Source organism: Reichenbachiella sp. MSK19-1, from assembly GCF_003590315.1.
In the GTDB taxonomy this organism is placed as follows: Bacteria; Bacteroidota; Bacteroidia; order Cytophagales; family Cyclobacteriaceae; genus Reichenbachiella; species Reichenbachiella agariperforans.
Genome location: NZ_MIER01000016.1, coordinates 1 through 12,193, shown reverse-complemented (window position 1 = coordinate 12,193; position 12,193 = coordinate 1). Strand labels below are relative to the sequence as shown.

9 protein-coding genes are annotated in these 12,193 nt (G+C 43.5%); all 9 read left to right on the top strand.

All coding sequences use genetic code 11. From position 1 onward, the window contains the following. The first annotated feature begins 55 nt into the window (after positions 1 to 55). Positions 56 to 964, top strand: coding sequence for a TIGR01777 family oxidoreductase (locus tag BGP76_RS12780; RefSeq protein ID WP_073124040.1), 909 nt, complete (start codon positions 56 to 58; stop codon positions 962 to 964). A gap of 72 nt (positions 965 to 1,036) precedes the next feature. Then, positions 1,037 to 1,771 (top strand): TIGR00730 family Rossman fold protein, encoded by a 735-nt coding sequence (locus BGP76_RS12775; protein WP_119845000.1) that lies wholly within the window; start codon positions 1,037 to 1,039, stop codon positions 1,769 to 1,771. Between the two features lie 3 nt (positions 1,772 to 1,774). Further along, a complete protein-coding gene (locus BGP76_RS12770) occupies positions 1,775 to 2,725 on the top strand; it encodes a lytic transglycosylase domain-containing protein (protein WP_119844999.1) in 951 nt (316 codons plus the stop codon). A 7-nt stretch (positions 2,726 to 2,732) separates the two neighbouring features. Next, complete coding sequence (gene uvrA / locus BGP76_RS12765; protein ID WP_073124045.1) at positions 2,733 to 5,597, top strand: excinuclease ABC subunit UvrA; 2,865 nt, start codon at positions 2,733 to 2,735, stop codon at positions 5,595 to 5,597. A gap of 39 nt (positions 5,598 to 5,636) precedes the next feature. After that, positions 5,637 to 6,386, top strand: a complete 750-nt coding sequence (locus BGP76_RS12760; protein WP_073124047.1) for a rhomboid family intramembrane serine protease — start codon at positions 5,637 to 5,639, stop codon at positions 6,384 to 6,386. 127 nt (positions 6,387 to 6,513) lie between these two features. Beyond that, entirely contained in the window at positions 6,514 to 6,882 is a 369-nt protein-coding gene (locus BGP76_RS12755; protein ID WP_119844998.1) for a hypothetical protein, read from the top strand. Positions 6,883 to 6,967: 85 nt separating this feature from the next. Then, complete coding sequence (locus BGP76_RS12750; RefSeq protein WP_119844997.1) at positions 6,968 to 8,005, top strand: sensor histidine kinase; 1,038 nt, start codon at positions 6,968 to 6,970, stop codon at positions 8,003 to 8,005. A gap of 2 nt (positions 8,006 to 8,007) precedes the next feature. Beyond that, the gene (locus tag BGP76_RS12745) at positions 8,008 to 8,730 is read left to right on the top strand and encodes a LytTR family DNA-binding domain-containing protein (protein WP_073124053.1); all 723 of its coding nucleotides are present in this window, start codon (positions 8,008 to 8,010) and stop codon (positions 8,728 to 8,730) included. A 464-nt stretch (positions 8,731 to 9,194) separates the two neighbouring features. Next, on the top strand, positions 9,195 to 12,193 hold a 2,999-nt coding region (locus BGP76_RS12740; RefSeq protein WP_147407467.1), incomplete at its 3' end, for a hypothetical protein.

Below are 12,193 nucleotides of genomic sequence, written 5' to 3'. Positions count from 1 at the left end.
ATAATGCATCTCGTTAAACAATTTATATTAACTTAAATGTTTAAATCTAAAACCCATGACAATTCTAATTACTGGAGGTACTGGTCTAGTCGCATCTCATCTAACGGCATTGCTCGCCTCTAAAGGGCATACTGTCAGACTGTTGAGTAGAACTCGGTTTCAGCATTTGTCAGCCGAGGTGTTCGAATGGGACATCAAAAAGGGATATATCGAGACTGGAGCATTTGATGATGTAGAGGTAGTTTTTCATCTTGCTGGCGCAGGTGTGGCTGACAAAAAATGGTCTGCGAATCGCAAAAAAGTTATTTACGACAGTCGTATTCAGTCTACACGTTTGCTTCATCAAAAAATGGCTGATTTAACCCAAAAACCAAAAGCGTTTATTTGCGCATCTGCCATCGGATATTATGGATACCGGGATTTTGATCATTGGTCTACAGAGGAGGATACTACTGGGACAGATTTTCTAGCAGAGGTGACTTTGGACTGGGAAAAGGAAGCGGATAAAATCGCAGATCTTGGTATGCGCCTTGTCAAGCCACGCATAGGCATGGTGCTCTCAGATAGAGGTGGTGCTTTGCAAAAAATGGCGCAACCTGTGCGCATGTTGGTCGGGGCTCCTTTAGGCTCTGGTAGACAGATATGCAACTGGATACATGTCGATGATCTGGTACACATGATGGAGCATTTTATGTTAGATCCGAAAACAAGTGGTGCATACAATGCCGTCGGCCCTAACCCCATCACCAATGCTCACCTTACAGAAGTTATTGCTAAGGCGATGAGGCGACCACTTTGGTTGCCGAACGTACCTGCATTTGTCCTGAAATGGATACTCGGCGAGATGTCCATCATCGTGCTCGAAGGTCACCATGTATCAAATCAAAAAGTCTTGGATAGCGGATTCAGCTTTAAATATCAGCAGGCCGATCAGGCGGTAGAGGATATTCTCTCAATAGGATAAGGCTTGAGCGCTAGAATGTATAAATTTGCGGCTTGTTTACCAGCAAAAGCTAAATACTAAACCCATAATCCAATGTCAGAAAAGCCCATCAGTAAAGAGACTGAAAAAAGAATTAGACGCGCTTTTAAAAAGAAAGATTGGCACGAAATCAAGAGTATAGATTCGTGGGTTATCTTCAAGGTCATGTCCGAAATGGTCGAAGGCTTTGAAAAACTCGCCAGAATAGGTCCCTGTGTCTCGATTTTCGGGTCAGCGCGGACACCCGCAGACAATGTCTACTATAAGATGGCAGAAGAGATTGGTGCTAAATTGGTGCGACATGGCTATGGTGTGATCACCGGTGGTGGCCCAGGTATCATGGAGGCAGGTAACAAGGGGGCGCATAGTGAGTCGGGTAAATCTGTTGGGCTCAATATCGATCTGCCCTTCGAGCAAAATGGCAATATCTATATCGACAAGGATAAGTTTATCAACTTTGATTATTTCTTTGTGCGCAAGGTCATGTTTGTCCGCTATTCGCAGGGCTTCATCGTTATGCCAGGAGGGTTCGGAACATTGGATGAGCTGTTCGAGGCTCTTACCTTGATCCAAACCGAGAAAATCGGGAAGTTCCCTATCGTATTAGTTGGATCAGAATTTTGGTCGGGTCTGATGGATTGGATTCATACCGTGTTGTTGGATAAATTTGGTAACATCAGTGCCAAGGATTTGGAATTGTTTCATATCGTGGACAATGCTACCGAGGCAGTGGATGTGATCGATGAGTTCTATAACAAATACAATCTCTCACCGAATTTCTTGTTTTAATTTATGCCAAAAGAACTGAGATATTTATTGATAGGGCTGGTACTAGGAGGCGTGATTATTTATTGGGTCAATCCCAGTGGAGAAGGACAAAAAGAAGTAACTGCTGACACAGAGCCAGAACGAGTAGAGTCAGGAGTTCCCACGGAGCTAGAGACGCAGATCAACAACGGGACAATTGCTGGCTATGCCTTGCCTGAGGAATTCTCCTTTGCAGGGGAACTGGTGCCGTTGCATCGTGCTGATGTGAAAGAACGGCTAGACCGAGAGGTACAGGTCAATGCTTTTTGGCACTCCAACGCCATCCTGATCATTAAACGGGCCAACAAATGGCTACCGACGATAGACTCGATACTTCAGGCCAATGAAGTGCCCACGGATTTCAAATATCTAGCAGTAGCAGAGAGCGGATTACAAAATGTGATTTCACCATCCAATGCCGTAGGGTTTTGGCAGTTTCTCAAAGGGACAGCCAAGGATTTTGGGTTGACGGTAAATAGTGAAGTAGATGAACGTTATGACCCAGTCCTCTCGACGGTAGCTGCGAGCAAATACCTCAAAAAGGCACACCAAAAATTCGGTAACTGGACATTCGTAGCGGCTTCCTACAACATGGGGATGCGAGCAGCATCCGAAGTGATTCGAAAACAAAATGCAGAGACCTACTATGACATGATCATGAGTGAGGAGCCTTCACGTTATGTGTTTAGAATCATCGCTCTCAAAAATTTGTTAGAGGATCCTACAGCCTTTAGTTTTCAGGTGGATGAAAAAGACCTATATCAGTTGCCTGAGACGAAGCAAATCATCGTGACACAATCCATCTCGGATTGGAATGAGTTTGCCCAAAAACATGGTATGACTTTCTATCAGTTGAAGCAACTTAACCCTTGGATTAGGGATTATAAACTAACCGTCAGGTCGGGACAAAAATATACCGTAGAGGTAACCATATAATAGATATATGCAGGTAAAAGAAGGCATAAAGAACGAGGAGACAGTATTGGAGCAGGAGCACACCGAGTACCTGGAGGTCTATGGTGCCAGAGAGCACAACCTCAAAAATATAGATGTACGGTTCAAGCGGGATCAGCTTGTCGTGATCACAGGGATCAGTGGTAGTGGGAAGTCTTCATTGGCCTTTGATACGATCTATGCCGAGGGACAACGTCGTTATATGGAGAGTTTTTCGGCATACGCCAGGAGCTTTCTCGGAGATATGGAACGGCCTGATGTCGACAAGATCAACGGGCTATCACCAGTCATCTCGATTGAGCAAAAGACGACCTCAAAGAATCCACGTTCTACTGTAGGGACGGTGACAGAGGTCTATGATTTTATGCGCTTACTCTTTGCGAGAGCAGGGATCGCCTACTCCTATGTGACAGGAGAAAAGATGGAGAAGCAGACCGAAGAGCAGATTCTCCATCACGTCATGTCACATTTTGATGGTCAAAAGATTTCTATCCTCGCTCCTGTAGTCAAAGGCCGAAAAGGGCACTACCGTGAGCTATTTGTGCAGGTCGCAAAGATGGGATTTACCAAAGTTCGTATCGATGGTGAAATCGAAGACTTAGTACCCAAGATGCAGGTAGATCGTTACAAAACGCACGATATAGAGATCGTCGTTGATAGACTACTGGTCGGAGAAAAGGATCAAGTACGGATCAATGGATCGATCAAAGCGGCACTACAGCAGGGTAAAGGAATCGCGATGGTGATCGATCAGAATGGAAAAGATCATCATTTTTCGAAGCATCTGATGGATGCTAAATCTGGTCTGGCGTATGACGATCCAGCACCTAATATGTTCTCCTTTAATTCTCCCTACGGTGCATGTCACGAGTGTAATGGATTGGGACTAATCGAGACGATTGAGGAAATCAACATTATTCCTGACGCCTCCTTGAGTATCAGTCAGGGAGGGTTTGCTCCGCTGGGAGACTACCGAGATATTTGGATTTTCAAGAAGGTAGACGCTATCCTCAAGCAGCATAACTATAAGCTGACCACTCCTATCAAAAGCATCAAGCGTGAAGTGCTGGATATCCTATTGTATGGATCAGATGAGCCTGTCGCGGTGAGCTCAAAAAAATACCCCGGCACAGACTGGAACACAGCGTTCGAAGGGATTGTTAATTTTCTAGAGAAGCAAAAGGAGAGCGGGACGGAAAAAATCCAGAAATGGATCAAAGACTTTACTTCCAGTACGACTTGTCCAAGTTGTGAAGGTGCGCGATTAAAAAAAGAATCACTCCACTTTAAGATAGACGAAAAGAATATTTCTGAGCTTGCTTCACTCAATATCGAAGAGTTAGGCCGGTGGTTCGAGGGGTTGGAGTCTCGACTGAACGAGCGTCAAAATATCATCGCGGCAGAGATTCTCAAGGAGATTAGAAAGCGTCTTGGGTTCTTGCTGGATGTGGGGTTGAGTTATCTTGAACTCAATCGCCCATTAAGGACACTTTCAGGAGGAGAGGCACAGCGTATCAGACTGGCAACTCAGATCGGTACGCAGCTTGTTGGCGTACTGTACATCCTCGACGAACCGAGTATCGGTCTTCATCAGCGTGACAATGTCAAACTGATCAAAGCACTTAAAGACCTGCGAGACTTGGGCAATACGGTGATAGTCGTGGAGCATGACAAGGATATGATGCTTGATGCGGACTATATTATAGATATTGGCCCTGGAGCTGGTAGACATGGTGGGCAAATCGTAGCGCAGGGTAATCCAGAGGAATTTGTCAAGTTTCCTACCACGACAGCAGGCTATCTAAAAGGAGATATCAAAATAGAAGTGCCAAAGGAGCGTCGTGCAGGAAATGAGAAAGCCATCGTACTGAGTGGAGCTACGGGGCATAACCTTAAGAATGTGACGCTGACGCTTCCGCTAGGCAAGATGATCGCCGTGACGGGTGTGTCAGGAAGTGGCAAGTCGTCTCTGATACATGAGACTTTTGTGCCGATCCTGAATCGTAAATTTTACCGATCCAAAAAGGAACCGCTACCCTATGAATCTATCGAAGGGATAGAACACGTCGACAAAATTATCGAAGTAGATCAGTCGCCGATTGGGCGAACGCCACGATCTAATCCAGCGACTTATACAGGTGTTTTTTCGGATATCCGAACGCTGTACACACAACTGCCAGAGGCGAAAATTAGAGGCTATAAGCCAGGGCGTTTTTCGTTTAATGTCAAAGGAGGACGATGTGAAAACTGCGAAGGAGCTGGAATGAAACTGGTCGAAATGGACTTCTTGCCTGACGTGCATGTGCCATGTGAAACCTGTAAAGGAAAACGCTACAATCGAGAAACGCTAGAAGTGCGATTCAAAGGCAAATCCATCGCAGATGTACTGGATATGACCGTGGAGCAAGCTGTTGAGTTTTTTGATCATCAGCCCAAAATCGTTAGAAAAATTAAAACACTCAGCGATGTAGGACTGGGGTATTTGACATTAGGGCAGCATGCTACGACGCTATCTGGCGGTGAAGCGCAGCGTGTTAAACTCGCAACAGAACTGTCCAAGCGTGATACAGGTCAGACATTCTACGTGTTGGATGAGCCTACGACAGGTTTGCATTTTCAGGATATCAAACTGCTGCTAGATGTACTCAATATCTTGGTAGAGAAAGGAAACACGGTCATGATCATTGAACACAACCTAGATGTGATTAAAGTAGCCGATCATATCGTCGACTTGGGACCCGAAGGAGGCGTAGGCGGAGGGACCATAGTGGCCGAAGGGACTCCAGAAGAAGTCGTTACATTAAATAATTGTTACACGTCCAAATTTTTGGCGATCGAGCTAGAGCAGTCTTAACAATTTGGCTTGATTTGCAGCTCATAATACACTGAACTCGTGGAGAATATAGATACTAGGGAAGAGAAGTACAACAAAAATTGGGTGCCCTACCAATGGCCTTGGAAGAATAGGTACGGAGAAAACATGACTTCTTTTAAGGAGTGGTTGTGGTCTCGAAAGTTTAGCATTGGCTACTTGATTATCGTTTGGGTTCTGTTGGGCATATTTGGTTTTGCGGCACGTCGCAACTGTGACGGGCCATGGGAGATACAGTTCATGTGTGAGATGACCATGTGGATGGGGCAGTTCAAATCCGATTTTTGGCACTTCATGCTGACTTGTTTTACCACGCCATGGTTTCATAATGATTTTGTACATATTCTATTTGTGACGATTTTCGGATTCTTTTTTCCAGTACAGTCTTACGAAGAGCAGCATGGGACATGGAGCACTATCAAGATATATTTTGCTTCTTATGTTTTCATAGGCTTGTTCACAGGGTCGTTGTTTAATACGCTATTGGTTTACTTCCCCGATGTAGTGTTTATCACCAAAGGATTTACCAGAGCTTGGATGGGAGGATCAGTGGGTGTTTTTGCCATCATAGGGGCATTGTCCTACTATAGTAGTAAAAAGTGGTTTCTGTGGTCCATGGTTTTTGTGTTTGAAATCTTCAACATGTCTGTTTTGGGTAACAATTCACATATTTCGTTTATTCATATTTCTTGTGCCACATTTGGTTGGGTTTATACTTGGGTAGGGGATCGATATGGATTCAAATCGCCACGCAACGCTATGAGACTCTAGTTCGATTAGTTTATGACCAGCGTTCGTATACGTCCGAGGTTCCAAATCCAGAGAGGAGATTAGAGAGCGACTGCAGTCGGAGAAAGAGTCTGGTATGTGTCCATGTAGTGTGACTTTTGCTCACAACATGATACATATTAAGATACCGAACCAGGAACAGCATTTTTGGTCTCCACAGCTCGACCTGAGCCTAGAGGAGGAGGAAGGGCAGACTGTCGTTCGTGGATACTATGGACCAAAACCAACGGTGTGGACTGTGTTTGCTTTTATGTATGCGGCGGTTGGAATATTGGGGTTGTTTGCACTGATCTATGGTTTTGTACAGTTGACCTTTGGGACTAGTCCATGGGCACTGTGGGCTTTAGTTGCTCTTTCTTTGCTTGCAGTGGGTTTGTATTTTTCATCTCAAGCAGGACAAAAATTAGGTGCTGAGGACACATTTCGTATTCATATTTTTATAGAGCACATTTTCGAATCGAAAATTCACATCCATTAATTTTAGTAAATCACCCCCTTCGACCATTCATCAAAAAGAGAATAGGGTGATATGTCCCTATGCTTAATTCTATTACCTTGGTATCATGACGAAACGTGCCGTATATATATGGTGTCAGTGGCTGGGATGGTCACTTTATGGATTGCTCAATTTTGGGATATATTTCATACAGAGCGGTGCTTTTAGTAATAAGGAACTCGTTATCGCCATTTGGCAAATCTTGTTCTATATCCTGTCCTCTCACACCCTACGGTGGGTAATCAAGCGACAGGGCTGGGTCGGTTACCCCATCGTGAAACTCCTGCCGACTATTCTGGGAAGTACCCTTGTACTGGGCATGATCAATTACTTGCTGTTGCTGACGGTAACTTGGTTGATGATGGGTACGGTGGTTTGGTCGATAGAGCTCCGGACTGTCAATATGATTTTTGGTGTGCTGGGTCCAGCGATGATGTACTGTCTCTGGTCTCTAATCTATTTTACCTACCATTTTTTCGAGCAGTACAACAAGTCACTGCAGTATGAAGCGGCTATCCGTGAGGCAGAGCTACAGCACCTTCGTTCGCAGTTGAACCCTCACTTTATTTTCAATGCCCTCAATAGCATCAAGGCACTTGTGGATGAAAACCCTATCAAATCGAAACAAGCGATTACCCAGCTATCCAGTATTTTTCGCAACACTTTGAACTCTGAAAAAAAGAAGCTCGTACGTCTAGAAGAAGAAATGGAGACAGTCAGGGCTTATTTGGGGTTAGAGTCCATTCGGTTCGAGGAGAGGCTAGAAGTGACGCTGGAGGTAGCGGATGAAACTCTGCTGTGTCAGATACCGCCTATGATGATACAGACCTTGGTCGAGAATGGTGTCAAGCATGGGATATCCAAATTAAAAAATGGAGGTACTGTGAGTCTCCTATCTCAGGTTAAAGGGGAGAATCTTGTCATTCAGATTCGCAATAGTGGTAAGTACAAAATAGAGGAGGTTCATGAGGATGGTCATGGACGGGGCTTGCAAAACACGAAGGATAGACTATATTTAATCTACGGAGACCGTGCGAACCTGACGATTGACAATGAAGATGATACGACCGTTTTGACCAAAATAACATTACCCAAAGAATACTGACCATGAAAGCAATCCTGATAGATGACGAGCGATTGGCGCGCAAAGAATTACAGTCACTCCTCAAGGTACACAGCGAGATAGAGATCGTCGGCGAAGCTGCCAATGCAGACGAAGCACTGGAGCTGATCGATCAGCTCAACCCTGATTTGATATTCCTAGACATACAGATGCCCGAAAAATCTGGGTTTGATCTACTGTCAGAGCTGGATAAGTCTCCGTTGGTGGTTTTTACTACTGCATATGATCAATATGCTATCAAAGCTTTTGAGGTCAACGCTTTTGATTATTTACTCAAACCCATCGAGCCGGACAGGCTCTCTCGGGTTATTCAAAAGTTGATGGATCAAAAGAGAAAAGAGGTGTTGGTAGCCAGTGGAGCCAAACAAAAGCTCAGTTATGGTGATCAGGTGTTTGTCAAGGACGGAGAGAAATGCTGGTTTGTCAAACTAGAGAAAGTTCGGATGTTCGAATCGGATGGCAACTATATCAAAGTGTTCTTTGATAAGGTGCGCCCTATGATACACAAGTCACTCAATGCACTGGATGAAAAGTTAGATGACAAGTCCTTTTTTCGAGCGAGCCGAAAGCACATCATCAACCTCAGTTGGGTAGAAAAAATCGAACCTTGGTTCAATGGCGGGCTGATGGTAGAACTGCGCGGAGGAGATAAAGTGGAAGTGAGCCGCAGACAAGCCTCCAAGTTCAAAGAACGGATGAGTTTGTAGGGGATCGTAGTAGATTGTAATTATTACAACACCTCTTCCTACTTTTCCTTCAGTTAGTTGTCCGTGATTTATTATGGTAGAGTTATAGTTTTTTCGAGTTAAAAGGTATTATTTAGCGAAACAATTGTATTTTGTTGTTAGTGTTTTATGATTGTCGTGTATTCACTTGTACTTTCAATTAGAATACAAACGATGTATTAAACTAGCTATGACCAACCTTTTTTCGATGTTTCTTATACTTCCCCAACTGGGTTTGGGCTCAAGTCTTTCTGCTTTTCGACGGGCTCTTGCGTGGTATTACCTAGTGTTCAAACAGAACAATCGTTCTGAGCATTTCCTTTTTCAATCAAAAAATATTTCGAGGGAATTAAATCCATTGGACGTCAACAGTTTCATGTCTGTAATCGCCCGTGCCTATAAAATCTTTATTACTGATCGTATTTTACCAAATCAAAATTGAACTTATGTTACTGAGTAAAATTTTTATCAATCCTGATTCAGGGGCTTATTTAAGAAGAAAATTCTTTGGAGTCTTGTTTTTGTTTTTCATTTCACCATCTATATATGGTCAGGTGACTTTGCCGTATGAGCAGAGTTTTGAAGAAGTAGCTGATGCGACCTATTCGGCCAATCAGAGTGCTATTCCGGAAATGGAAGAGTGGAGCTATGAACAGACTACTGAGAATGGTATTCTGTCAATAGGAAAATATATTGGTAATACTACCCAAGCATTGGCACTGGGACGTTCATCTTCTACAACGACATCTAATTATGCTACATTGACTTTGGATATGAGTGGCTATGATGAGTCTACTGATGCTGTATTACTTGACTTCAACTTTTCTTATCTGTATTCTGTTGATTACGCACACGACAGGGTATATGTGCGAGGTTCAGATACTGATGACTGGATTGAGGTGTACAATTGGGTTGAAAATAAAGGAGAGAACAATGAATGGATACATGTAAACACACTTGCTTTGTCAAGTGCTTTGGTAGCCAATAGTCAAAGTTTCTCATCGACCTTTCAGGTTCGTTTTGGTGAACGAGAAACTTATAATTCACGGTTTTTTTACTTGGATGATGTGAGTGTGTATATGGCACCTGAGCATGACATTAAGGTGTCAGGTCTAATCGTCCCAGAAGCCTCTGCGACATTGGGAACAGAAGAAAGTTTGACTGTTCAGTTTGAAAATATAGGGTCGAGTACTGAAACTAGTATTCCATTCACAGTATGGGTAGATGGCCCCAATGGTAGACAGGAATTTAGTGAAACAGCAACTACCTCTTTGGTGAGTGGTGACAATTCTACCTATTCGTTCGCAACGGGTTTGGATTTATCTGCTGTGGGTAATTATGAAGTGACGGTATTTAGTACATTGACTGGAGATGAGAGACAGTCTAATGATACGTTACGTGCTAATACGGCTAAGCAATCAGTTTACAGTGCGGGTTTACCTTATTTCGAAGATTTTGAAGCCACAACAGATACGGTGTATGTTGGTTCTCAGGGAGGGCTTGTAGGTCTTGCTGGTTGGAGTTTTTTGCCAGACACTGAGAATGGGAACTTATCTATGGGTACGTATTCAGGTAACGAAACTCGTGCGATGAAGCTTGCTCGTGAAGAGTCTATTTATAAGTTGAACACTAATAATGCCATCCTGACTTTGGATTTGAGTGACAAGGCTGTTGCAACTGATGATCTAATACTTGACTTTGATTTTTCTCAGTACAGTGCCTATTTTTTTTATGAAGAGAATAAAGTTTATGTGAGAGGCAGTGAGTCAGATGACTGGATAGTGCTGTATGATTGGTATGCCAATGCTGGTAATAATTATGAATGGATAGTTGTTAATTCTTTAGCGATTAGCGATACCCTAGCTGTCAATGAGCAGGATTTTTCATCAACCTTTCAGTTGCGTTTTGGAGAAAAGGAAGATTATGCATCAGATGCCTTTTTGTTGGACAATGTTCATGTTTACGAACGTCCAGCCCACGAACTAGCGGCAGTAGCTTTGGAAGTGCCAGCATCATCAGTGCTACTTGGAGGAGCAGGACAAACTACAGTTCAGTATCTAAATTTGGGTTCATCAATAGAGACTAGCGTCCCGTTAACGGTTTGGATCGATGGTCCTAGCGGCCGACAAGAGGTAAGCGAAACTGCTACGACCTCTTTGGCTACAGGAGATACTTTGACTTATACTTTCACGGCGGAGATGGATTTTTCTGAAGTAGGTAATTATGATCTGACAGTATTTAGTGAATTGTCTGGTGATTTGGTGGAGTCTAATGATACGCTTCGTGCAAGAACTACTAAGCAATCGGTTTACAGTGCTGGATTGCCTTATTTTGAAGACTTTGAATCAATAACTGATACGGTGTATGTTGGTTCTCAGGGTGAGCTTGAAGGTCTCTCGGGTTGGAGTTTTGTACCAGACACTGATAACGGGAATCTATCTATTGGGACATATTCAGGTAATGAAACTCGGGCAATGAAGCTTGCTCGAGAAGAGTCTATTTATGAGTTTACGGTCAATTTAGCGGTACTTACTTTGGACTTGAGTGACAAATCTGTTGCCTCGGATGATCTTTTACTTGACTTTGATTTTTCTCATAATAGTGCTTACTCTTATGCTGAGAATAAAGTTTATGTGAGAGGCAGTGAGTCGGATGATTGGATAATTCTTTATGACTGGTATGCCAATGTTGGTAATAGTTATGAATGGATAGTTGTTAACTCTTTAGCGGTTAGTGATACACTTGCCGCCAATGATCAGGATTTTTCAGCGACTTTTCAGTTGCGTTTTGGAGAAAAGGAAGATTATGTATCAGACGCCTTTTTGTTGGATAATGTTCATGTATACGAACGTCCTGCACACGACCTAGCGGCAGTCGATTTGGAAATTCCCGCATCATCACCGTTACTCGGAGCGACAGAACAAATTACTGTACAGTATGTGAATCAAGGAGTAAGTACGGAGACCAGTGTGCCGTTGACGGTTTGGATCGATGGCCCTAGTGGTCGCCAAGAGGTAAGCGAAACCGCTACGGCTTCTTTGGCTACAGGGGATACTTTGACCTATACGTTTGTCTCAGGGTTGGATTTCTCGGCAGTGGGTAATTATGAACTGACAGGGTTCAGTACGCTAGATACAGATTTGAATTATGTTAATGATACGTTGCGTAGTACCACGCGAAAAGTATCTAGCTACACTGATGGTTTACCCTACCTTGTTGATTTTAACAATGTATCAGATACGGTTTATACCGGTGAGCAAGCAGCGTTAGTTGATTTGGAGGGCTGGAGTTACAGCTCCAATGCGGACAATGGTAGATTGACACTGGGAGCGTCTACCAACAGCTCAGGAGTGGCGATGGCTTTAGGCAGGTCTAGTAGCTATGGCAATGCTACCAACCACGCTATATTGACTATAGATATGAATGAATATAGTGCTGTGGATGA

Bases quoted from the DNA above. Each gene is read 5' to 3' on its own strand.
- uvrA (WP_073124045.1), top strand. From the start codon at position 2,733: ATGCAGGTAAAAGAAGGCATAAAGAACGAGGAGACAGTATTGGAGCAG.
- BGP76_RS12780 (WP_073124040.1), top strand. From the start codon at position 56: ATGACAATTCTAATTACTGGAGGTACTGGTCTAGTCGCATCTCATCTA.
- BGP76_RS12755 (WP_119844998.1), top strand. From the start codon at position 6,514: ATGATACATATTAAGATACCGAACCAGGAACAGCATTTTTGGTCTCCA.
- BGP76_RS12745 (WP_073124053.1), top strand. From the start codon at position 8,008: ATGAAAGCAATCCTGATAGATGACGAGCGATTGGCGCGCAAAGAATTA.
- BGP76_RS12775 (WP_119845000.1), top strand. From the start codon at position 1,037: ATGTCAGAAAAGCCCATCAGTAAAGAGACTGAAAAAAGAATTAGACGC.
- BGP76_RS12770 (WP_119844999.1), top strand. From the start codon at position 1,775: ATGCCAAAAGAACTGAGATATTTATTGATAGGGCTGGTACTAGGAGGC.
- BGP76_RS12750 (WP_119844997.1), top strand. From the start codon at position 6,968: ATGACGAAACGTGCCGTATATATATGGTGTCAGTGGCTGGGATGGTCA.